This is a genomic window from Dyella humicola, from assembly GCF_026283945.1.
GTDB classification, from domain to species: Bacteria; Pseudomonadota; Gammaproteobacteria; order Xanthomonadales; family Rhodanobacteraceae; genus Dyella; species Dyella humicola.
Genome location: NZ_JAPDPC010000001.1, coordinates 298,577 through 319,197, shown reverse-complemented (window position 1 = coordinate 319,197; position 20,621 = coordinate 298,577). Strand labels below are relative to the sequence as shown.

Below are 20,621 nucleotides of genomic sequence, written 5' to 3'. Positions count from 1 at the left end.
CTGAGAAACGGCAGCTCGAGCTATCCTCAAGGCTCTGGAGTGGAGATCTCCCATGGCAAAGCTTGTCTACGGAATGAACCAGTCCCTGGATGGCTACGTCGACCACCAGGCATTTGCCCCTAGTCCGCTGCTCTTTCGTCACTTCATAGAGCAAGCGCGCGACCTGACGGGTAGTGTGTACGGCCGCCGTATGTACGAGATCATGCGTTATTGGGACGAAGATTCTCCTGAGTGGGGCGCGGAGGAACGCGACTTCGCGGCGGCGTGGCTGAGCCAACCGAAATGGGTCGTGTCGCGCTCGCTGAAGTCAGTCGGCCCGAACGCCACCCTTGTCGCAGGTGACATCGAGGCGGCGATACGGGGGCTGAAAGCCGGGCTCGCTGGGGAGATCGAAGTCGCCGGACCAGAGCTGGCGCAAAGCCTGACCGACCTTGGTCTCATCGACGAGTATCGACTCTACCTCCACCCCGTCGTGCTTGGTCGCGGCAAGCCATTCTTCGCGGGCCCTCGGCCGCCGCTCCGCTTCGTTGCCAGCGAATTAGTCGGCGAGGATGTGATCAGGCTGACGTACGTTCCTGCTTGATTGCGCGCCGCGCCGTCGGACGACGCCGACGCGTCAGGTTCGGATGGGATCCAGGCTGCGTGAAGACGAGAGCCCATCAACGACGTTATGCCTCCTACGCGAATGCTGGCTTACTCTCAAAGCGCGAGTGGCCCGGAACCGAATCCCCGCGGATCATCCTGAGGAAAATCTGCTCAGCTAAAAAAGTCGCTTTGTGTTTTCACACAGTCGCAACCCATAGCGGACGCTTCCGTGTAAAAGGGGCCAGAGGAAGGGTGCACCTCTGTCGCATATCGACGTGCCAGCGTCTGCCTCCGAGCTCTTGCCGGCACTCCCTGCCATCGAAAACGGCGCGCACCGTAGACCGACATTTCTTGTAACCGCGGTTTCAGGCGGGGAAAAACGTCGCTGACCAAGCCCGCAATGCATCCAGAAATACATAGAGTCGCGACGGCATATATCGCCGCGTGGGATAGACCGCGTGAATAAGGATCTCGGGCGAGGACCAATCGGGCAATAAGCGCACCAGATCGCCGTTAGCGACCTTTTCGTCGCAATACACCGATGACATCAGACCCACGCCATGACCGCGATAGACGAACGCGCTGACACTCTCGAAATCGCGGCCTGAAAATGGCCCGTGCACATGCACCTTGGCGTGCCTGCGCCCTTTTACCAGATGCCATTCAGCCTCATTGTTTCGCCCCTGCAATATGACGCACTCGTGCTCGACGAGATCCTCGGGCTTTTCCAGGGGTGCACGATCCACCAGGTACGATGGCGTTGCCACGAGGTAACGAACACTCTTGCCGATGCGCTGGGCAACGAGCGTGGAGTCGCGCAATTCACCGAATCGGATCGCCACATCGATGTTCTCGGCAATCAGGTCGAGAAACACGTTGGTGACAAAAAGGTCCACTTTGATGAGTGGATAGGCTTTCATGAAGTCGGACAGGAAGTCGTGGAAGTCTGCCTTCCCGAACACGACGGGTACCGAAATCCGAAGCAGTCCCTCTGGCTGTTTCTGTGTCTGCGTCAGCACGCTCTCGGCCGCGCATAGCTGCGCAAGCGGTTCGCCGCACTGATCAAGATAAGCGCGACCCTGCTCCGTGAGACTCAGCTTGCGAGTGGTCCGCTGCAGCAGCGTCACCCCAAGCTCGCCCTCCAGCACGCTGATCCGGCGACTGACGGTGGACACCGGCATAGCCAGCGCTTGCGCCGCGCGACTGAAACTCCCCAGCCGGGCCACCCGTACAAAGACGGCAATGTCGTTGAGATCGAGCATGCGCGCATTTTCCCGTGGCTGGGAATGATTTTTCACATTATCCCATCTAATGATGTGATGGCGGCGCGCGCAACTTTTGCGCCGAGATTTGACAAGCGACCGATAGGAAGAGGCGAAGGAGCCCCGCGTCGCGGGGCTGCTTCGTTCTTCCACGGTAAAAAGACGCGGAGGGGATCAGGACGGCAGCACTAGTCCGTTGCCAGGTTCACCACCAGCGACGTCGGGCCTTGGCCAGATGACGTCCAAGCGTGTGCGGCTGATCAGCCAACGACCATCGACGCGGCGGTACTCGTCGGCATAGATGCCCATGAGTACGAGTGGGTTTGCCTCGGCGGCTCGTTCGGTCAGCAAGAACTGCAAGTGGCAGCGACCCTCGGCGCGGTTTTCGTCCAGTAGTTCAACCCACTGGTTGGAAACTAGGTGAACGAAGGGGTAGCTGCCACGCTGCTCGACGTCATACTCGGCGAAGGCTGCCGAAAGGCCGGCGTGAATCTCTTCACGACCTCTCCAACGGCCTCGATCCACCTGGACAATGGCGTCTTCGGTAAACAACTGGGTGAGGGAGTCGATCCGGCCACTGTCCAAATGGTGGCAGTAGAGGACTCGTAGATTTCGGATGGCTTCCAGCGAAATCAATTGGCCGACACTCGTTACTATGTCGACGCTCATCACCATTTCCCCAGATGGCCGCCACCGTCCACGCGAATCGTTTCACCAGTCACGCGCGGCGCTTCGGTGACAAAGACCACGGCGTCGGCGATTTCATCGACGCTCGAAATACCTTGAATGGGCGACATCATCGCAATGACATCCTTCGGGCTATCCGTATGCATCGGCGTGTCCACGATGCCCGGAGCCACGATGTTCACGCGAATGCCTTGAGTCGCATATTCCATCGCCAGGTTACGCGAGCCGGCCTCGATGCCACCCTTGGTAATCATGGCGACGGTGGACATCGCTCCGGCTATCGGGTTCTGCGTGAGCGGCGAGGTGATACTGACAATGCTTCCACCCGTCCCCTGGGCAAGCATCTGGCGCACGACGCGCTGAGTCATGAACAGAAATCCGTCCACATTGATCGACTGCAGCTTGCGATAGTCCTCAATGGGAAAATCGACGAACGGCTTGCCAATAAAGATGCCGGCATTGTTCACGAGGGCATCGACCGAGCCAAAGGTTTTGACTGCTGCCTCGACAACGGCATTCGCCGTGGCAGGGTCAGCAACATCGCCGTCGACGCGAACAAGGCGGTCAGAAACAGGCAATTCCTTGGAATCACTGACCTTTCGTGAGGTGGCCACAACGTTGTAGCCGCGGTCGAGGAATCGGGAAACGAGGCCGGCGCCGATGCCTTGCGAGGCGCCAGTGATGATGATGGTACGTGGGTTTTTCACGGGTTCTCCAGCGAAAGTGGAAAGGAAAGTTGGCGCATTCTGCGCTTACCGCCATTCGTTGATTAGATGAGAGAATGTGGAATCTCTTTCCCAACCATGGGAAAGAGTCATTGGCTCGATCTCTACGACAGGGCGGTTTTTGCAGGGAGATCCCGCTGGGCGATTTCACCCGTGCAGCACATGCGCCGAGCGTGCCAGTCTCTACGGGTCGGCCGTCGGCTAGCATGCTGGATGGCACATCACCGCGATGTTGCTTTGGGTAGAGTCATGAGACCGCGCAAGCGCTTTGACTGCTAACTCGCCGTGGAGACGCTCACTCAGCGGAGCCAATGCAACCCGCATTGCCGCTTGACCGAAAGATAAAAACACTCGCGTGACTGGGAAGCTATTGCACGTTGGTATCGATCAGTCGACACGTTGCGAAAGATCGCTCGAATCGAAGGCTCGCCGAGGCGATCAACGGCTTGCACAAGGCCGAGGCCATGCATCGCGGCACCTGGCCCAACCGAGCAGCAGTCGAGCTGGCGACCCTCACCTGGGTGGACTGGCTCAATCACCGCCGCCCGCCCTCATCCATGAGACACATCGCCACCTGCGGAGGCTGCAGCGATCTACTACCATCAGCAAAGCCAATCCGCGCACCAGCGCGGCCCACCCAAGACTCTTTAGCCTCAGAGAAATCCGGGGCGATTCACCATCGCCCGGAACCCAAACCTATGTCCAAGTCCGCCTTCATCCTCTGTCTCTTGCTACTGACTACTTCGTTGGGTTCTCTGGCTCAGGGCAGTCAGCGGCCGGCGGCCGCGCCGACCGGTGCTGTCGCTAGCGGCCATTACCCGGACCTGTTCGCCGAAGCGGGCCACCCCCGCGCTGACGCAGAAGAAAAGATTCACGCAGCCTTCCAACAACTGTTCCACGGCGATCCTGCCACGCAGGCGCTCTACTACGAGGCTGGCAGTAACGCGGCCGGGCCGCTGGCCTACATCCACGACATCAACAACGATGACGTGCGCTCGGAGGGCATCTCATACGGAATGATGATCGCGGTACAACTGGACCACAAACGCGAGTTTGATGCGCTCTGGAACTGGGCCATGACCCACATGTACCAGCGCGATCCGGCGCATCCGGCGTACGGCTATTTCGCCTGGTCGGTGCGTACGGATGGCGTGGTCAATGATCCGATGCCCGCGCCCGATGGGGAGGAGTACATGATCACCGCGCTGTACTTCGCCGCCGCGCGCTGGGGTAACGGCCAGGACCTCTACGACTACCGCGCCCAGGCCGACCGCCTGCTCCGCAACGTGCTGCACCGGGAGGCCATCACCGGCCAGACCATCCACGGTCGCATGACGGCACTCAGCCTGTTCGATCCCAAGACGAAGATGGTGCGCTTTACGCCTGACGCGGTGAACGCGGCGCACACCGATGCGTCCTATCACTTGCCGGCCTTCTATGAGGTCTGGGCGCGGGTTGGGCCGCCGGCCGACCGGGCGTTCTGGCACGAAGCTGCGCAGGTCAGCCGCGACTACCTAGCCACCACCGCGCACCCAAAGACCGCGCTGACTCCCGATTACGGCAACTTCGACGGCACGCCATGGGCGGCATCATGGCGGAAGGATTCCGCTGATTTCCGTTACGACGCCTGGCGTAGCGCGATGAACTGGTCCGTGGATGGGTCCTGGTGGGCGCAGGACCCTCGCGAAGTCGAGATGAGCAACCGCCTGCAGACATTCTTCGATGCGCAAGGTATGGACGCCTATCAGGGCCTGTACAAGCTGGACGGCACGCCGCTGGGCGGCGGCCGCGTCACCGGCCTGATCGCCACCAACGCAGTCGCGAGCCTGATTGCCACCGACCCCCGCAGGTTGGCCTTCGTCCAAACCCTGTGGGCGAGTCCGGTGCCCAGTGGCCCACAGCGCTACTACAACGGCATGCTTTATCTGATGGCCCTACTCCATTGCAGCGGCGATTTCCGCGCCTGGCTGCCGCACGCATCGCCCTGAATCCACCGGCACCGATATGCTCGCCAAATATCCGCGATCGCCACTACTGCATCGCCTGGAGCGAGTAGGCAACGGCTCAGCGCGACGCGGACCGAGCTCTGGGAATGCTGAGGGTTCCCGTCAAACTCGGGCAACCTCAGCCTGACCTCTGTGCTGTTTGTCACCTAGAGATGCTTCGCCACCAAGGCAAGCCCGGCCCGAAATGCAGTAGCGCCACCGTTGGAAGGATGGCGGATCTTGTCGGCTTCGATGCCGAGCTTTCGGAGCGAATCAGCGGCGACATTTCCGACCGCGACCACGGTGACATCTGGAAACACAGAAACCAGTTTGCGCAGCAAGGGCGCGCCCATGGCCTTCTCGGCTTCATTCGGCGCTCGGTTCGACAAGGGAGATGCGCCGTAAGGATGCCAAGGGAAGGCACCCCACAGGATAGTGTGGTCCGCCAGGCCTTCGTCGCGCAGCGCGCGCCACACGATCGTGGACGACGGCTCGCGCCAAGGAAGCCGCCGCGACGTAAGTCGGTCGCAAAGCTTGCCTATGCGTGGCACGCCGTCCTCCAGCAGCAGGGCTTCGGAGGTGAACGGGCAACCCGTTATGCGTGTGCCTTGATAGCCCGGTGCCTCGCCGATGAGCAGAAGCTTCGGTGCGGGTGCAGACAGATGAAGCCTCAGGCGTTCGCGACGCCCTTCCACCGCGGCGGGAGCAATGTCATCACTGGAGACAGCATTCCAGGGATCGAAGACACGCGGCATGTCAGCGGTCGGCGCCGAGAAAAGATCCTCAAGGAATACTTCGATCTTCAGGGTCGTATGCGTCGCCATGCCGCCGCTCCAAAGAACTCGGTGAGTTAGACGTCCGCTATGGGTTGCGACTTCAGTGGGTCGACGCAACACACTATAGACGCGCGAGCGAAAGGAGTATTGCGTTGACTCACTGAAGGCGCAGTCGAAAGCGGGCCCTGAGGCCTACGTTGCTGTTAGCTCTCGTGCCGTCATGTGTCGGTACGCGCAGGGCGACCGAGCCGACTCCGACTAACCCGCGGCAATCAACGGGCGTGCCGGACCTGGCTTGCTGGGAAACGCATGGCGCAAGATCCGCCATATCACCGTGCCGAACTGCTTCGGCAGGGAGCCGGTGTTGTAGTGCTGACCATAGCGCGCGCAGATTTCGCGGACTTCCACCGCCATCGCCGCGTAGCGGTTTGCCGGGATGTCCGGATAGAAATGATGTTCGATCTGGTGGCTCAGGTTTCCGCTCCACAGGTTCATGATCCGGCCGCCGGTGAGGTTGGACGACCCTCGCAACTGGCGCAGATACCAATGACCACGGGTTTCGTTGCGCACGCATTCCTTCGGGAACACTTCCGAGTCGGCGGTGAAGTGGCCACAGAAGATGATCATGTAAGTCCACACATTGCGGATCAAGTTCGCCACGACGTTACCGAGCAGGACCGGCAGGAAGTACGGCCCCGCCAGCAGCGGGAACAACAGATAGTCTTTCAGCACCTGCTTGCCAGCCTTCTTCGCCACCGGGGTGGTCATCTTCAACAGGGTGCGTCCTTTCATCTTCCCCGCGAACCAACGGCCGATGCGCAGGTCCTGGAGGGCGACGCCCCACTCGAACAGCAGCGCGAACACCACTGCCACCACGGGCTGCATCAGGTAGAACGGCTTCCAGCGCTGCTCGGGAAAGATGCGCAACAGGCCGTAGCCAATGTCGTCATCCATCCCGCGCACGTTGGTCCAGGTGTGGTGACTGTAGTTGTGCGTCTTGCGCCAGCTGTCGCTGGTGCCGACGATGTCCCATTCGTAGCTGCGGCCCTGCAATGCCGGGTCGCCCATCCAGTCGTACTGGCCATGCATCACGTTGTGGCCAACCTCCATGTTCTCTAGGATCTTGGACAGCCCGAGCAGGACCGTTCCCAGGATGCACAGCGGCCACAGCAGCAGTGGCATCACGGTGCCGCCCAGAATGGCACCCACCATGAGCATCACGCGTCCGCCCAGTCCCAGCCAGCGCACGCCGGCCATGATCCTGCGGATATAGTCGGCATCGCCCTGGCCAAGCGTCGCCAGCGTGCGAGCGCGCAGTGCATCCAGTTCCTCGCCGAAGCGATCCAGTTCGTCCGGACTCAGGGCACGGCTGTAGATCTTGGACATGGCTTTCAAAGTTCCAGGGAAAGATCGCTTTGCGCCGCCTGTATGCACAGGCGCAAGGCTTGGGTGGGTTCGTGCTGCACGCTGCGATCGTGCAGATGGCGCGTGGCGCCGCTCGACTTGCCGCAGGCACATGTGTTGCAGATGCCCATCCGGCAGCCGTGTCGCGGTTTGACGCCTTGCTCTTCCAACGCCTCCAGCAAGGACTTGTTGCGCGGGATGTCCAGCGTTTGTCCACTCTTGAGCAAGGTCACGCGTACGTGACCCTGGTCGCTGGCGTCGATAACGCGCGGCGGTGGGCTGAAGGCTTCGGCGCGGAAGGAGAGGCAACGGTCGCCAAGCACTTCACGGACGCGCTCGACGAAGCCGTAGGAACCGCACGCGAGCACGTGGGCTTGTTCATCGCCGGACAGCAACGTGGTCAGGTGGCGCGGCTCGATCCGTCCCTCCAGCTCATCAGCGGCCTGCGAGGCCTCGCCGGTAAGCATGAAGTGCACTTTGAAGTTCGGGTGGCGCGAGGCGAAAGCTCGCAGCGCTTCGGCTTGCACCAGCTGCGCACGTGTGCGGGCCCAGTACGCCAGCCGCACCGGTCGCCTGAAGCCCGCCGCCGCCTGCGCGTTGACGAGGGACAGCAGAGGAGTAATGCCGCTGCCGGCAGCCAGCATCAGGCAAGGCGCCGGCTCATCCGGGACGCACAGTTCGCCAAATGCCTGGCCCAGTGACAACACGCTGCCCACGGGAATGGTTTGCAGAAACGCGCCGACCTTGCCGCCTTCCACCGTTTTCACGGTGATTCGGATGCGTCCATCCGCGCGCGGCATGTCCGACGCGCTGTAGGAACGGGTGTAGCGCACGCCGTCGATCTCGACACCGACAGTGACGTGCTGTCCCGGGCGAAAGCCGCGGAAGTGGCGATTCGGGCGCAGCACCAGCGTGGTGACGCCGTCGGCTTCGGGGTGAAGTTCAATGACCCGCGCCCGTGCGTGGCCCCAGGACCACAGCGGGTTCAGGCGGGACAGCCAGAAATCCAGCACGGCAGGCGGCGCCCACACCGCATTGAGTCGGGACAGCCAGTTTGGTCGGCGAATAGCAGTTTCCATCAGGGCATTATACGATCAAATATACACCTGTATATACAAGTGTATATACAGGTGTCTGCTATCCTTTGCCGAGCCCATTTCTTCCGTGCCGATGACCCCATCCTTCGCCCCCGTCGAGGCCCCTGAGGCCGGACGCAAACACCAGATCAGCCGGGGCGACCTGCTGATGGCCGCCTTGCGCCTGCTCGGACCGCACCGAAGTGTGTCCAGCCTTGGCCTGCGCGAGGTCGCACGCGAAGCCGATATCGCCCCCAACAGCTTCTATCGCCATTTCCGCGACATCGACGACCTCGCCGTCGCCCTGATCGAGCTGTCCGGCGAGGCCTTGCGCAAGGTGGTCGACCAGGCGCGCGTCAATGTGGTGAGCGGCAACGCAGTAGTGCGCGGCTCCGTGCAAGCGTTCATGTCGCAGCTGCGCTCCGGAGATGGGCTGCTGCAGGTGCTGCTGCGGGAAGGAACAACCGGGTCCGACGCTTTCAAGCGCGCCGTCGATCGCCAGCTCGATTTCTTCGAGGAAGAACTGCGGGTCGAGCTGGTGCGCCTGACCGAAGCCGCCGATCAACCCCTGCACGACCCGGCGCTGGCTGCCAGGGCCATCACGCGCCTGATCTTCGCGATGGGCACGCATGCGCTGGACCAGCCGCCCGAGCATGACGCAGACCTGATCCGCCAGATGACCGAGATGGTGATGATGATTCTGCTCGGTTCTCGCAACTTGCGAGCACGCCTGGGCTGACCTGCGCCGGCCGGCAGGCAGGGCGCTGATGCATTCTTTAGTGTGTTGCAACAATCGGCTGAAGTCGCAGTCGAAAGCAGACCTAAGAGCTAAGTCCGTTCAATGTACCGGACCCGATTGGGGTGACGCTCCCGGATGGTTTCTGCAGCGTCGGCACTGGCACTCAGATCAGATAAAAAAAGCCCGCAAGGGGAGCCTGCGGGCTTCGGTCATCCGTCTCTTTCGCTGCTTAGGGAGGGAGGGGAGGCCCGGCTAAGCGATGGGACTGATGTCTCACGACATGGAATAACTATACCGCTGAGTATATTAATAAAGTGTAACTGCCGGCATGGCTGCCCCATGACCTGCTGGACAGCCGAATGCAGCGCGGCCGCCGCCGCAGGAAGGCCGTTCGCAGGCTCATCAGGGGCATGGTTATGGGCAACCAGAATGTCAGTCGGAGCTATTCGCCAAAGCCAGCACCCGTTATTGCAGAAGCTCCGCGTTTTTTGGGCTTTTAGAGATATGCCCCTTGTGAGGAGGCAAGGCCAAATCGCCATTGCGACATCGATCATGCGGTCGAGCATGATCGGATCGGCGCCAGCTTGCGGGGAGTTCAATATTCGAACGCCTCATGGGGTACCTCTTCCAGTAATAACGTGGGTCAGAAAGAAGGCCCATCCATGGGCCAAGATCACCTTGACCTAGCGACCCACCATTCCCGACGAAAGGGCTGAGTCGTTGACATGCAAACATCAGTGCAAATGCTCTTTGAGGAAATCAATGCCCTCCTGGGTCGCCGCGCGTGCCGCGGGGGTATCTGCAAGTGCATTCAGCATCACGAAGTCGTGAATTGTCCCGCTATAACGCGTGGACGTCACACGCACGCCCGCCTCAGATAGTTTGCGAGCATAGGCTTCACCCTCGTCACGGAGGACGTCATTTTCGTCCGTAATGATCAGCGCTGGCGGCAGGCCACTAAGTTGCTCCAACGACGCATTAAGGGGCGAAACATGCGGGTCCATACGCTTGGATACATCCGGGAGGTAGGCGTTCCAGAACCACTTCATGCCGGCCTTCGTCAGCCACGGACCATCGGCAAACTGTGCATAAGAAACGTCACTCATGCTGGCATCCGTGACCGGATAGAACAGCAACTGCGCTTTGATGGCCGGACCCTTGCGCTCTTTGTCCAGGAGCGATACCACTGCAACCATGTTGCCGCCAACGCTATCTCCAGCAATCGCCATGCGCGAAGCATCGACATTCAGTTCCTTGGCGTGCTCGGCAACGTACTTGGTCGCTGCATAGTCTTCTTCTATCGCGATCGGATACTGAGCCTCCGGTGAGCGATCGTAGTCGACGAAGACAACCGTTGCCTTGGTGCCATTCGCGAGCTCGCGCACCAAGCGATCGTGCGTCTTCACGTCGCCCATGACCCAGCCAGCACCGTGGTAGTACATCACCACTGGAGACACCCCTCCAACGTCGTCAGGACGGATGATGCGAATGCGCGTTGTTCCCTTGGGGCCAACCGGAATCGTACGATCCTCGATATGCGCCGCCGACACATTGACAGGGCCAGACTGCGCGTCGTCAAGGACCTTGCGGGCCTGGTCGGGAGTTAGCGTGTAAATGGGCGGGCCGCCTGCGGCGGCAAGGCCATCGATAAACTTCTGCGTTGCCGGCTCAAGCGGAGTGGCCGCCGACGCCACTCCGACGAATGAGCATGTCAGAGCAGCAACCACCAAAGGTACCTTAATGTGTTTCATAAAAGTCGACTCCTAGTAATGGACAATGTTTGCCTGCGAAAAAAAGTCTGTTCTTGCTGAATGCTGGTAGACGGGTTCCGTGCGAATCGACTGGCCTTTGACAGAAGCCAAGTGCGACGGCCCGCCTCGTCGATCCAGCCACCGAGAAAGCAAGCTATCGTCATGTCACTACGTACGTCGCGACTTGACTGCACGAGCCCTGCGAGGCGTAGGTTGTCATCTCGTAATGCGAGCAACATGGCGCGGCTGAGTGCGCGATCTCCTATCTGCATTGGAAAGTGACGCTCCGCGATCGCGAGCTTGCTCGGCAAAAAGCTGCATCTCTTCCGCTGCCATGGCGTTGTACTTGAGCTTTGTCATGATTTCCTCGGTAAACCACGCTGTACAAGTCACATTTGAGCCCGGTCCTGATTGCCTTCGAGCTCGATGACTGTTGTTGCCTCACGACGACGGGCAAAGGCGTGCCCTGGCGCCATAGGCACCGCTGTGTTGAATCGAAATATCGCGACCGCACAATTCGACGTTTGCCGGCTCGCTACAGAAATGCCGGCCTTCGTCTTCGGTGGAGAAAAGGCTATCGGTCAGGCCACTGCTGCACGAGGTTGGATTTGTGCGGGATGGGGGTTGTTAGTATGCCGAAACGGCAGCTGCGCTAGGTCGGACCAGGTTCCTCTCGAATCAGTCGCGAACTTCGCTGCCTGGTTAGATATGACCAGAGCCATTGGTTCTGTACCCGAAATCGGTTTTGCAGCCGTGGCAGTGTCAGTATGTGAACGAATGCCCAAAGGAGCCAGGTAAGAATGCCGCTTGCGTGCAGCGATCCTCGCTGAAGCACCGCATAGTTCTTGCCGACAACCGCCATGTTTCCCAGGTCGAAGTAGCGAAAGGTTGTTTCTACCGTACGCCCGATTAGCTCTTTCGCGATCAGTCGACCAACATACCTCCCCTGCTGGATCGCGGCCTGCGCAACACCGGGGACCGGATGCTGGCCTTGCGTAATTGACGCCGCATCGCCGATCACAAAAACATGCGGCGCGACCCTCATAAATGGGTCTACGAGGGCCCGACCAGCGTGGTCCGTTGGTATGCCAAGCATACGTGGAATCGGTGATGCCACGACGCCCGCTGTCCAGAGAACCGTGGCGCTTGAGATATGGTTACCGCCAGCTACCACACCGTTCTCATCAACGGTTTCGACCTTGACTCCCGTCACGACCTCCACACCAAGCTTTTTAAGGCGAATGGCCACTGCGTCGGAAGCCTGCATGGAAAAGCTCGGCAGAATTCGATCCGCGCCGTCCAGCAAGACAATGCGAGCATCCGCTGGATTGATGTAGCGAAAGTTGCGTCGCAACGTCGACTTCGCCAGATCTGCCAATGACGCTGCAAGCTCCACACCGGTCGCCCCAGCGCCAACCAGGACGAACGTCATGCACCGTTCGCGTTCGCCTTCATCACTGGTCGCGGCGGCTCGTTCGAACGCCACTAGTATCTTGGTTCGAATCCTCTCCGCATGGTTCAAATTCTTCAACGATGGTGCATGACTTACAAGCTCGTCATGTCCGAAATAGCTCGGGATAGATCCCGTGGCCACGATGAGATGATCGAATCCTATTCTGCGCGCCTCACCTGCCGGGGCCACCGCATCAATGGTGCGCTCAGTGAGATTAGCGCCGGTGACTTCCGCAAGAAGGACACTCAGGTTTTTCTGGCGTACCTCCAACTCTCGGATGGGCGCAGCGACTTCGGCGGAAGAGAGAACCGAAGTCGCCACCTGATAGAGCAGTGGCTGGAAGATGTGGTGATTGCGTCGATCGATGAGAAGGATCTCCGCATCGGCATTCCGAAGGGCCCGCGCCGCGGCTATCCCACCAAACCCGCCGCCGATGATGATCACCCTTGGCTTCCGTGCCATCTTCAAGGGCGTAATCGTTCCAGCCTTAGAGGCCATGACTAGACCTCCTCCCATTCCGGCTTACTGGAGCGCAGTGGCAACAGCAGGTGTTTGTAGTGCCCCGGGGTGCGGGTCATCTCTACCTGCTCGGCCACGCCCCTGTACAAGCCCATCGGAGTCTCGGCCAGGATGGGATCTGGGTCGATATAGGCGTGCTCATCGTTCGAGTTGGCCGTCGATCGTGCATATTCCTGATCGAAGATGCCCAGCGACATCAACCAAGAAACGGTGCGCGTCAATGAAACGCTGACCTTGTAGCTGCCGCCTTCGACGGCGCGACGTTTGAGCGCCTGCAGAATCCCAACGGTTCCAAGCCACGCAGCCACGTAGTCGCTGATGATGCCGATCTGCGGTGTCATGCGCGGTTGATCGATAGGACCACGACTCCCGTTTTCGCTCTCCAGCCAGTACGGGCCTGCAAACGCGCCTGTGGAGACATCGAAGCCAACGCGATTGGACCAAACGCCCTGCTCGCCATTGAAATAGATAGACGCACAAATGAGACCAGGATGGTTCTTGCAAAGCTCTTCAGCCGTCAACCCATGCCGCTGCAGGAAGCCGTTGCGTCGATTGGAAAAGAAGACGTCGGAACCTGCCAGCAAGTCGTCGAACTTGGCCCTGTCCCCTGGCTTCACAGTCATGTCGAGCATGGCCGAGCGCATGCCAACATTAGACGTGTAGTGAAATACCGAGTGCTCGTAGTCATTCGGACGCCAGATGTTGAGTACGTCCGCACCATGTAGGGCCAATGCTCGCCCCACGCCAGCTCCCGCAATAACGTGTCCGAGGCCCAGCGCGCGAATACCTCCAAGCACGTCACCGTGCGACTGAAACGGCATGGGATCGCTGTCCGCCAACTTCTCGACCGAGATGAGTGGCATGTTTTTGATTGTTTCTTGGAACAGGTCCAGTGAAAGGAACTCCTCCGGCGAGCGCAGGACATGCATGGGTACCCCCGCCTCCTCAGCAGCTTGCTCCAGAGTGAACGAATCCCATGTTGCAATGGCTTCAGCCACGAATTTCTCACCGGGAGCCGACTGCAACAGCTGTAGGGCCTTGGTGCGCAACGCGGGGTAGTTGCATGTCAAGTAGATCCAGCGGCCGTCCTTGCACTTGTAGTAGTTTCGACGTACCCCCGAATCACCCTCTGAGTCCGTTTTTCCCGGGAATCCGTTAACCGTCTCCAGATAGCCTTCGTAGAAGGTCGCAAAACGACGCAGGGCCTTTCGGACGTCCACTCGGATGTCTTGTGACTGGCCCGTCTTCATTTTCCATATCGAAGCTACTTGTGCGGCTTTGGCTGCCAAGCCGATCGCGGAGAACGCGCCATAACGAAGAACGCTAGGGATGATCGGGTCCTGGCCATAGAATGATATGTCGCCTCCAAATTCTGCCAAGGAAGCACCGACGTCGTTCAATACGGCCTCGGTTTCCGCCCGGATATCAAAAGAATCCGCAGAATCGCTGGCAACGCGATTCTTCAAATTTTGGCGAATCCGCCCTTCGAGATTCATTTCAGCTTTCATCGTATTTCACCTGAAAAAAAGTAAGTGGTAGAAGTCGCTCAATAGAGAGCAATGCCGGTAATCCTTCCGCGCTTGAACATCACCTCGGACCTTCCCGTTCCAAGGTCAACGCACCAGATCTGACCGGCGAGGTCCGCCACGTACGCAACGTGCGCTGTCGCGTCGACCGCCAGACCAATGGCTTCGGCGAAGCCAGTGCAAATGACTTGTGGCTCGATGAGCCCATGAGGGCTGAGCGTGGCTCGATTTAGGCTGTTGCCGTAAGGCGGCGCGCCGCGATCCGTCCAATAGAGCAGCGAGTTTTCGGCGTCGATCTCCAGATCGATCGGCTCAGGAAGATGCTCGAGAAGCACCTTGATGTCCGATCGGTTAGAGGCCGTTTCACCGGCGGGAACCTCCAGACCCGCGCAGAAGATCCGTCCTTGCCCGCCCTTGGGTGGCCCCTTCTGCGTCCAAAGAAGACGGTCATTGGACTTATCCAACGCAATGCCGACGCACTGGTTGAGCATGGCCCCTTTCCCTCCGACCGCACTCGATCGATCAACCAACCGGGTCAGTTCGCTGCCATCGGTCTTGCTGCGAAATACGGCGGATCCTTCGCGATCGCACCAGTAGAGCAAGTTGCGCTCGTCATCCAGGACGATTTGCTTTGGCGTCGTCAATGCTCCACGGCCTGCAAGCAGCGTTCGCTTGGTTCCATCGAGGACCATCGCTTCAACGCTACCATCGTCGGCGTTGAAATCTCGACCCATGTTTGTCCAGTAGACGACGTTGCTGCGTTTGTCGACTTGAATGCCGTCAGGCACGCCGTCCAGGTCATCGACAATCACCTGGAAGTCGCCGCCCGCATGGTTGATCGAAAATATCGACGGCTGATCGATGCGCAAAGCAGCGATTCGTTTGAAGCCGGTGGTCTGCTCAGCTTGCATCGGGGTTGTCCTTCAGTCGTAGGATCGTGGCTTCGACGTGGGAAGTTTTCATACGGCTCCGTCCAACCTATCGATGCCGCCCTGCAACCCCTTTATGACGGCAACTTCCTTGACATCCCGCTCTGCGTTGAGAAGCGGGATAGATGAATTGCCGTAGGCCTCACGAATCTGAGTGAGGAGCAGCTTGTTCGTGTCCTCATCAAATTGAACATCCGTCGCCATCTGGCCTTTCCAACGTGAGGCCATACCCGGAGCAAGGTGGTCAATGAAATGCGCGAACCCACCGGCGCCGCCTCCGAGATGAAACGAGAGGAAGGGTCCTCCGGTCGCCCAACGAATGCCCAGTGAGCTCGTCACCACTTTGTCGAGATCACTGACCGAAACGACGCCCTCCTTCACGAGGTAGACGCACTCCCTGAAGATGGCGCTCTGCAGCCTGTTGGCCACGAAACCCGGGACCTCCACCTTGATCTCAAGCGCAACTTTCCCGATCGCTTCGTAGAATTCGATGGCCCCTGCCGTTAGCTCACGGGGCGTTTTCTCGCCAGGCACGACCTCCACCAAGGGCATCAGATGAGGAGGATTGAAGGGATGGCCAATGAGCAATCGGCCGGGCTGCTTCATCCCCACAGACTGCTTCGTTGCTTCTATCCCTGAGCTAGATGAGAGAAGAAGAGCGTTCTCGGGCGCTTCACTTTCAATCCTCTTCCAGAGATCACTCTTGAAGTCCAACCGCTCGGGACCATTCTCCTGGACGTAGTCAGCACCTTCCAACGCCTTTGCCAAGTCGCTCTCAAAAGAGATGTCATTGATATTGAAATCGGCGTAACCAAGCGCGCGAATAGACGGCTTCGCTTCCTCGCAATACGAGAAGACCTTCTTCGCAACGTCAGGATCGGGATCATTGACGGTCACCCGCATGCCGTTCGCCACGAAGATCGCCGCCCACGAAGCGCCGATTACTCCGCCCCCGACAACAGTCACCTTCCGTCCGGAGACATTTAAAGACGTCTTTTGATCGTTTGACATGGTAATCCTCGCTGTACAAGTCAAATTTGAGCCCGATCCTGATTGGCTTCGCGCTCGATGATGTTGTTGCCTCACGACGGCGGGCAAAAGCGTGCCCTGGCGCCATAGGCACCGCTGTGTTGAATCGAAATATCGCGACCGCACAATTCGACGTTTGCCGGCTCGCTACAGAAATGCCGGCCTTCGTCTTCGGTGGAGAAAAGGCTATCGGTCAGGCCACTGCCGCACGAGGTTAGATTTGTGCGGGATGGGGGTTAGTTTTGACCAAGTCTTTGTGGCGACAGCCTGGGACCGAGGCGGGGATGGTCGCTAGCCAGGCGCGGATCCGAATGAGGGAATTATTGTTTGCGGTAGTGAGAAGGGCTGTGTTGACCCCAGCGGATAAGTGCGTGTCGAAAATTGGCCGCTTCGCTGTAGCCAAGTCTGGTGGCGATTTCCTCGTTGGTCATTTCCGTGTTCTTGAGGTATTCAACCGCCAAGTGCATTCGCGCGTCCGTCAAGATATTTCGAAAGCATGAATTTTCATCGCTCAGTTGCCGACGCAAGATCCGCGCGTTGGTCTTCATCGCCTCAGCTACCGCTTCTATGTTCGGAAATCTCCCGGGATGCTTGAGCAGTATCCGGTAGACCTCACCGGCAATACCGCCCGATTTTTCGGCGACGGCTAAGCCCTTCTCACACGTTTCCATAGCCATGGCCTTCGTGATCGGATCTGCATATTGCATGAGATCTTCCATGCAACGCAGATCGAAGCGCAGCTCGTTCTGCGGTTGATCGAACAGGACGTCACAATCAAAAAACGTCTTGTACTCGTGCGCATTTTTCGGCGCCGAAAACTTCAGGCGAACGTCTGAGAATTTGAAGCTCGGCCCGTGCAAATCGCGGTTCAGGGTCTGGAGGCTTGAGAACTGGAACTCTATCGACAGTCGATACAAGTCATCGGACGGATCGTGCGTGAACAGGGGCGTATAGATGAAAATAGCTTGATCACCTTCCTGGGCATACGTCATCTCCGCCACCGGACCCATGACTCGGTGGTATTTCAGGGCACACTGCAACGCCTCTTGATGCGACCTGCTACTGATCAGTGCGTAGCCGTACATACCATAGGACGTGACCCGCATGCGTTCTCCTGCCCGAAGACCGCATGTTGTGGTCGAAGATAATTGAAGAGCGTTCAGAAGCGTCTGTCTCGTCTGACGATTTGAAACCCGCGTCTCAGAGGATTGAAGTTGCTCGGGGGTAAGGCCCGTTCCCTCTAAGGCAGCCGTCGGGTCTACCCCCTCGTTCGACAACGCGAAGACCAACGCGGCGATCTTGTACGCCGGATAAACTTCGCCGTCGAGCCAAGGGTCAATGCGCAACATGCGGGCAGTGCCTCTTTCAAAGCCAGAGCGACTTGGCCAGGCCACCTCGTGACGGATATTAGAATAGTCCTCGCAAGTGGACCTGCAAACATCACCTATTCAGCAGCGCTCGGCTTCTACCTGGCCAGGAAAGCTCAGGAAGGCAATTCATCCGTAGGTGCTGTCGCGACCTACTCGGTGGCTCCCAACGCGCCCATAGTTTGGACGACCACCATGAGGTTCACTCAATGCTTGCCAGGTGCCGCGTCTACTTCCTTGGTGCCGACAACGAGCTCCCATTTGAGTCGTTACTGGCTGCCGTTTGCATCTTGGCTGAGAGCTTCACGTAACCACCCCGAGCCAGAGGCGGCCTGGATGCTCGAAACAATTCACCTTCGCTACCGGCCCTGGCTCGGATCACCCCCGCGTCCAGATCTTTAGCCAAGTGCACGTTCCTATTAGGTCCGCTACGGGTCGGTAGCGGACCTTCAAGGCGGCAGCGAGCCGCCCAACCTGTATGAATGATCAGTCCTGAACCGCCGGGCGAATTGAGATCGCGTCAGCAGTGAATCCCCACCGCACTAACGGGTTCCTGCGATCTGAAAAGCTCACCGAGTAACCGCTTGAAACCTGCTTCACAAAAGCCTCGGCGATGAGCCCTGATGTGGGACTGGAAAGTTCGGGACGATCGATCCATTTGGAGTGCGCTGAATCCCACTCCATTGCCCAGCCACCTCGAGGTGACGTGAAACCTATGACGTAGGAGCCCTCCGTGCCCGCAAGGACAACGCGTGTCAAAGCCAACTCAAAGCGTTGCGAATCACTTTGCACGACGCGAAATCTGCTGTTTAACGAACGAATGGCTTCTAATAAATCGTTGGTTTCTTCCATACCACCCCTGTGGTCGGTCACTTGCCGCTTAGGTCCGCTATGGGTCGGAGGCAGGCATCAAAAGCGGCTTGGTTTAGGGGATTTTGCGCCCGCATCTTTCAGTACACGTGTCTCATACGCCTTGCTGACCAGTGACTTCACCGCATTGGCGCTGGCCGACGCCAGCACCACTCGCAAACCAACAACCTTGCCTCCCCACAGCAGCTTTTCGACAAAATTGGGATACAGCGCCAACGCAGTCTCACGGTCCTCTTCGCCCACAAAGACGTGAATAACGTCCCTGCAGGGTGGAACCGTGACGAAGATCTTTCCCCGTACCCGAAACGACGATGACTGATGATGCGGTTCTTCGGTCACCGCCTCGAGCGCCATCACGTACTTTCGGACCGCGTCAATCTTCATGGGAAACTCTTCGCGACGAGAGTAATACGGAAGCACGTATGGTCTTCTAACCTGGTGGGTCCGCTATGGGTCGTAAGCGGACCCTCGGTTCAGCTACCAACTTGCACGCGTGCCTCTTGTTCGAAATACGCGACAACCGCCTTGATCTTGAACAGATAAAGCCCGGCGGCTACCACAACCAGTGCACCGACCAATCCAAGTACCCAGTTCCCAAAGATTGGATAAGGAATGACTAGTCCGATGGTTGCAAAGCCAAGATAGGCCATGCGCGCCCAAGGCTTCTTCCTAAGAATGGCCACACCGGCCGCCAGACCAAAGATGCCGATGATGGATGCAAAGAACCCGGCTCCGCTGCTCCACCATTCCGCCTGGGAGACGTGACGTCCATTAATAGCGAAGGATTCGTTCGGCACGACGGACACGATAAGAAAAATCACGCACGCGAACGCGTGACCCGTCATGAATCTAAGCAGTTTTGGCATCGCCCAAAAATTCGCCCACACTTACCCACCCACTTGCGCCGTCCCCAGCAGTCGAAAATCCAGGGGCCATTTCAACACAAACCGAAATGTCCGCTCCGGGTCGGAAGCGGACATCTCAACCCTTCTGGACCATGCATCCCCATCCATCATATTTCAAGCCAAAGGATTGAGCGAAGCACTGCATGAATCCAGAAATCGAGAGGATTACGTTCTGCATCACGGGCATGAAGATGACCACCTGAACGCTGTAAACCCCCTCTTCGCTCAGGACCTCAGCCGTGCCGTATTTGAAGTCATTGATGATGTCGGCCGCGTTGTCCGCGCTTTCCTTCGAGTCGGCCAACAGCATGAATTCCACCTCCCGCGGAATACTGAAATCGTCGCCGTTACTATCCAGCTCCCGGAGGGTGTCAGTGTCTCCATCGGCGACTTCCAACAATTTTTCCAAGATGGGGCTCTTCTTCATTCGGTTCCTTCGATTCGCGAGTCCAGCGAGTCAGCGTGCACCGCGTCCGTTACGGGTCGGGAGCGGACATGACATTAAGCGCTTTCAGTACCGCGTGGTGTACGACTCCGAGGGGGTCTAACAGCCAGGCGAGCAGTAGCAACCCAGTGACCAATGGCAGCATCCACACCAAGATTCCTGCCAGGGGCGGTGGACTGGCGCCAAGATGGTCCATCGCATTGAAGGGATTGATATAGCCGACCGGGAAGATCATTGCCGTCAGAAGTGCGAATACGGCAGCAACTCGACGCGCAATCCTGTTCATGCAAAGCAGACCTACGGCCAGCGTGCCTAAGCCAATCGAAATACCAATCGCCCAAGTCGGCGACTCCAGTCCCTTAAAGGCCCTGAAGATGGTATCCACCGTGCGCCAAAGACACCAAACGGCGACTGCATAAGCGGCACTTCGTCGAAGCCAAATAAGGCGTTCCATAGTTCCCTTTGATGGAGCGATTTGTGCCACTTGCGTCCGCTTCGGGTTGGAAGCGGACCTTATAGTGAAGCCGACACTCACGACGAATGACTACATTAGAGTTTTCGCCTCCTTTGGTCGCCAAAGGAACCCCG

At 58.7% G+C, this 20,621-nt stretch carries 20 protein-coding genes and 1 pseudogene; 4 read left to right on the top strand and 17 right to left on the bottom strand.

Annotated elements, in window-relative coordinates; translation table 11 throughout:
• Positions 1 to 52: 52 nt before the first annotated feature.
• Positions 53 to 583 carry a dihydrofolate reductase family protein gene (locus OUZ30_RS01430; protein WP_266180378.1) on the top strand — a complete coding sequence of 177 codons (531 nt, stop codon included), beginning with the start codon at positions 53 to 55 and terminating at the stop codon, positions 581 to 583.
• Positions 584 to 950: 367 nt separating this feature from the next.
• On the opposite strand, the gene OUZ30_RS01425 is transcribed toward OUZ30_RS01430, so the two are convergent.
• From OUZ30_RS01425 to OUZ30_RS01415, 3 genes are read right to left on the bottom strand one after another with little or no spacing between them, the layout of a single operon-like run.
• A complete protein-coding gene (locus OUZ30_RS01425; RefSeq protein WP_266180377.1) occupies positions 951 to 2,000 on the bottom strand; it encodes a LysR family transcriptional regulator in 1,050 nt (349 codons plus the stop codon).
• A 21-nt stretch (positions 2,001 to 2,021) separates the two neighbouring features.
• Positions 2,022 to 2,516, bottom strand: a complete 495-nt coding sequence (locus tag OUZ30_RS01420) for a nuclear transport factor 2 family protein (protein WP_266180376.1) — start codon at positions 2,514 to 2,516, stop codon at positions 2,022 to 2,024.
• Entirely contained in the window at positions 2,516 to 3,241 is a 726-nt protein-coding gene (locus tag OUZ30_RS01415) for an SDR family NAD(P)-dependent oxidoreductase (protein ID WP_266180374.1), read from the bottom strand. Before OUZ30_RS01415 ends, OUZ30_RS01420 begins: the two co-directional genes overlap by 1 nt.
• A 446-nt stretch (positions 3,242 to 3,687) precedes the next feature.
• Between OUZ30_RS01415 and OUZ30_RS01410 the strand changes: the two are divergent.
• A pseudogene (locus OUZ30_RS01410) lies at positions 3,688 to 3,910 on the top strand (IS3 family transposase); the annotation flags it as partial.
• Between the two features lie 47 nt (positions 3,911 to 3,957).
• Entirely contained in the window at positions 3,958 to 5,247 is a 1,290-nt protein-coding gene (locus tag OUZ30_RS01405) for a family 8 glycosyl hydrolase (protein ID WP_266180373.1), read from the top strand.
• A gap of 164 nt (positions 5,248 to 5,411) precedes the next feature.
• On the opposite strand, the gene OUZ30_RS01400 is transcribed toward OUZ30_RS01405, so the two are convergent.
• The 3 genes from OUZ30_RS01400 to OUZ30_RS01390 all read right to left on the bottom strand — a co-directional run bounded on the left by OUZ30_RS01400 (position 5,412) and on the right by OUZ30_RS01390 (position 8,503).
• Positions 5,412 to 6,068, bottom strand: coding sequence for a uracil-DNA glycosylase (locus OUZ30_RS01400; protein ID WP_266180372.1), 657 nt, complete (start codon positions 6,066 to 6,068; stop codon positions 5,412 to 5,414).
• 210 nt (positions 6,069 to 6,278) lie between these two features.
• The gene (locus tag OUZ30_RS01395; protein ID WP_266180371.1) at positions 6,279 to 7,406 is read right to left on the bottom strand and encodes a fatty acid desaturase family protein; all 1,128 of its coding nucleotides are present in this window, start codon (positions 7,404 to 7,406) and stop codon (positions 6,279 to 6,281) included.
• A gap of 5 nt (positions 7,407 to 7,411) precedes the next feature.
• Positions 7,412 to 8,503: a ferredoxin reductase gene (locus OUZ30_RS01390; RefSeq protein ID WP_266180370.1), complete on the bottom strand. Its 1,092-nt coding sequence runs from the start codon at positions 8,501 to 8,503 to the stop codon at positions 7,412 to 7,414.
• Positions 8,504 to 8,594: 91 nt separating this feature from the next.
• Between OUZ30_RS01390 and OUZ30_RS01385 the strand changes: the two genes are divergently transcribed.
• The gene (locus tag OUZ30_RS01385; protein ID WP_266180369.1) at positions 8,595 to 9,239 is read left to right on the top strand and encodes a TetR family transcriptional regulator; all 645 of its coding nucleotides are present in this window, start codon (positions 8,595 to 8,597) and stop codon (positions 9,237 to 9,239) included.
• A gap of 734 nt (positions 9,240 to 9,973) precedes the next feature.
• Here OUZ30_RS01385 and OUZ30_RS01380 read toward each other — a convergent pair.
• The 11 genes from OUZ30_RS01380 to OUZ30_RS01330 form a co-directional block, all read right to left on the bottom strand.
• Positions 9,974 to 10,990 (bottom strand): alpha/beta hydrolase, encoded by a 1,017-nt coding sequence (locus tag OUZ30_RS01380; protein ID WP_266180368.1) that lies wholly within the window; start codon positions 10,988 to 10,990, stop codon positions 9,974 to 9,976.
• A gap of 652 nt (positions 10,991 to 11,642) precedes the next feature.
• Positions 11,643 to 12,941 (bottom strand): NAD(P)/FAD-dependent oxidoreductase, encoded by a 1,299-nt coding sequence (locus tag OUZ30_RS01375; protein WP_266180367.1) that lies wholly within the window; start codon positions 12,939 to 12,941, stop codon positions 11,643 to 11,645.
• Between the two features lie 2 nt (positions 12,942 to 12,943).
• The gene (locus OUZ30_RS01370; RefSeq protein ID WP_266180366.1) at positions 12,944 to 14,470 is read right to left on the bottom strand and encodes a CoA transferase; all 1,527 of its coding nucleotides are present in this window, start codon (positions 14,468 to 14,470) and stop codon (positions 12,944 to 12,946) included.
• A 38-nt stretch (positions 14,471 to 14,508) separates the two neighbouring features.
• Complete coding sequence (locus tag OUZ30_RS01365) at positions 14,509 to 15,399, bottom strand: hypothetical protein (protein WP_266180365.1); 891 nt, start codon at positions 15,397 to 15,399, stop codon at positions 14,509 to 14,511.
• A 48-nt stretch (positions 15,400 to 15,447) separates the two neighbouring features.
• Complete coding sequence (locus OUZ30_RS01360) at positions 15,448 to 16,428, bottom strand: 3-hydroxyacyl-CoA dehydrogenase NAD-binding domain-containing protein (RefSeq protein ID WP_266180364.1); 981 nt, start codon at positions 16,426 to 16,428, stop codon at positions 15,448 to 15,450.
• Between the two features lie 338 nt (positions 16,429 to 16,766).
• The gene (locus OUZ30_RS01355) at positions 16,767 to 17,795 is read right to left on the bottom strand and encodes an AraC family transcriptional regulator (RefSeq protein WP_266180363.1); all 1,029 of its coding nucleotides are present in this window, start codon (positions 17,793 to 17,795) and stop codon (positions 16,767 to 16,769) included.
• 504 nt (positions 17,796 to 18,299) lie between these two features.
• A complete protein-coding gene (locus OUZ30_RS01350; RefSeq protein ID WP_266180362.1) occupies positions 18,300 to 18,665 on the bottom strand; it encodes a hypothetical protein in 366 nt (121 codons plus the stop codon).
• A 57-nt stretch (positions 18,666 to 18,722) separates the two neighbouring features.
• Positions 18,723 to 19,067 carry an MmcQ/YjbR family DNA-binding protein gene (locus OUZ30_RS01345; RefSeq protein WP_266180361.1) on the bottom strand — a complete coding sequence of 115 codons (345 nt, stop codon included), beginning with the start codon at positions 19,065 to 19,067 and terminating at the stop codon, positions 18,723 to 18,725.
• A gap of 89 nt (positions 19,068 to 19,156) precedes the next feature.
• Positions 19,157 to 19,504, bottom strand: a complete 348-nt coding sequence (locus OUZ30_RS01340; RefSeq protein ID WP_266180360.1) for a hypothetical protein — start codon at positions 19,502 to 19,504, stop codon at positions 19,157 to 19,159.
• 160 nt (positions 19,505 to 19,664) lie between these two features.
• Positions 19,665 to 20,015 (bottom strand): ribonuclease E inhibitor RraB, encoded by a 351-nt coding sequence (locus OUZ30_RS01335; protein WP_266180359.1) that lies wholly within the window; start codon positions 20,013 to 20,015, stop codon positions 19,665 to 19,667.
• A 49-nt stretch (positions 20,016 to 20,064) separates the two neighbouring features.
• Positions 20,065 to 20,487, bottom strand: coding sequence for a hypothetical protein (locus tag OUZ30_RS01330; protein WP_266180358.1), 423 nt, complete (start codon positions 20,485 to 20,487; stop codon positions 20,065 to 20,067).
• Between the last annotated feature and the right edge of the window lie 134 nt (positions 20,488 to 20,621).

What these genes read in the sequence shown, in the direction of transcription:
- OUZ30_RS01365 (WP_266180365.1), bottom strand. Translation starts at nt 15,399, where the DNA reads ATGCAAGCTGAGCAGACCACCGGCTTCAAACGAATCGCTGCTTTGCGC.
- OUZ30_RS01370 (WP_266180366.1), bottom strand. Translation starts at nt 14,470, where the DNA reads ATGAAAGCTGAAATGAATCTCGAAGGGCGGATTCGCCAAAATTTGAAG.
- OUZ30_RS01395 (WP_266180371.1), bottom strand. Translation starts at nt 7,406, where the DNA reads ATGTCCAAGATCTACAGCCGTGCCCTGAGTCCGGACGAACTGGATCGC.
- OUZ30_RS01380 (WP_266180368.1), bottom strand. Translation starts at nt 10,990, where the DNA reads ATGAAACACATTAAGGTACCTTTGGTGGTTGCTGCTCTGACATGCTCA.
- OUZ30_RS01400 (WP_266180372.1), bottom strand. Translation starts at nt 6,068, where the DNA reads ATGGCGACGCATACGACCCTGAAGATCGAAGTATTCCTTGAGGATCTT.
- OUZ30_RS01390 (WP_266180370.1), bottom strand. Translation starts at nt 8,503, where the DNA reads ATGGAAACTGCTATTCGCCGACCAAACTGGCTGTCCCGACTCAATGCG.
- OUZ30_RS01360 (WP_266180364.1), bottom strand. Translation starts at nt 16,428, where the DNA reads ATGTCAAACGATCAAAAGACGTCTTTAAATGTCTCCGGACGGAAGGTG.
- OUZ30_RS01335 (WP_266180359.1), bottom strand. Translation starts at nt 20,015, where the DNA reads ATGAAGAAGAGCCCCATCTTGGAAAAATTGTTGGAAGTCGCCGATGGA.
- OUZ30_RS01385 (WP_266180369.1), top strand. Translation starts at nt 8,595, where the DNA reads ATGACCCCATCCTTCGCCCCCGTCGAGGCCCCTGAGGCCGGACGCAAA.
- OUZ30_RS01430 (WP_266180378.1), top strand. Translation starts at nt 53, where the DNA reads ATGGCAAAGCTTGTCTACGGAATGAACCAGTCCCTGGATGGCTACGTC.
- OUZ30_RS01405 (WP_266180373.1), top strand. Translation starts at nt 3,958, where the DNA reads ATGTCCAAGTCCGCCTTCATCCTCTGTCTCTTGCTACTGACTACTTCG.
- OUZ30_RS01330 (WP_266180358.1), bottom strand. Translation starts at nt 20,487, where the DNA reads ATGGAACGCCTTATTTGGCTTCGACGAAGTGCCGCTTATGCAGTCGCC.
- OUZ30_RS01375 (WP_266180367.1), bottom strand. Translation starts at nt 12,941, where the DNA reads ATGGCCTCTAAGGCTGGAACGATTACGCCCTTGAAGATGGCACGGAAG.
- OUZ30_RS01350 (WP_266180362.1), bottom strand. Translation starts at nt 18,665, where the DNA reads ATGGAAGAAACCAACGATTTATTAGAAGCCATTCGTTCGTTAAACAGC.
- OUZ30_RS01345 (WP_266180361.1), bottom strand. Translation starts at nt 19,067, where the DNA reads ATGAAGATTGACGCGGTCCGAAAGTACGTGATGGCGCTCGAGGCGGTG.
- OUZ30_RS01420 (WP_266180376.1), bottom strand. Translation starts at nt 2,516, where the DNA reads ATGAGCGTCGACATAGTAACGAGTGTCGGCCAATTGATTTCGCTGGAA.
- OUZ30_RS01355 (WP_266180363.1), bottom strand. Translation starts at nt 17,795, where the DNA reads ATGTTGCGCATTGACCCTTGGCTCGACGGCGAAGTTTATCCGGCGTAC.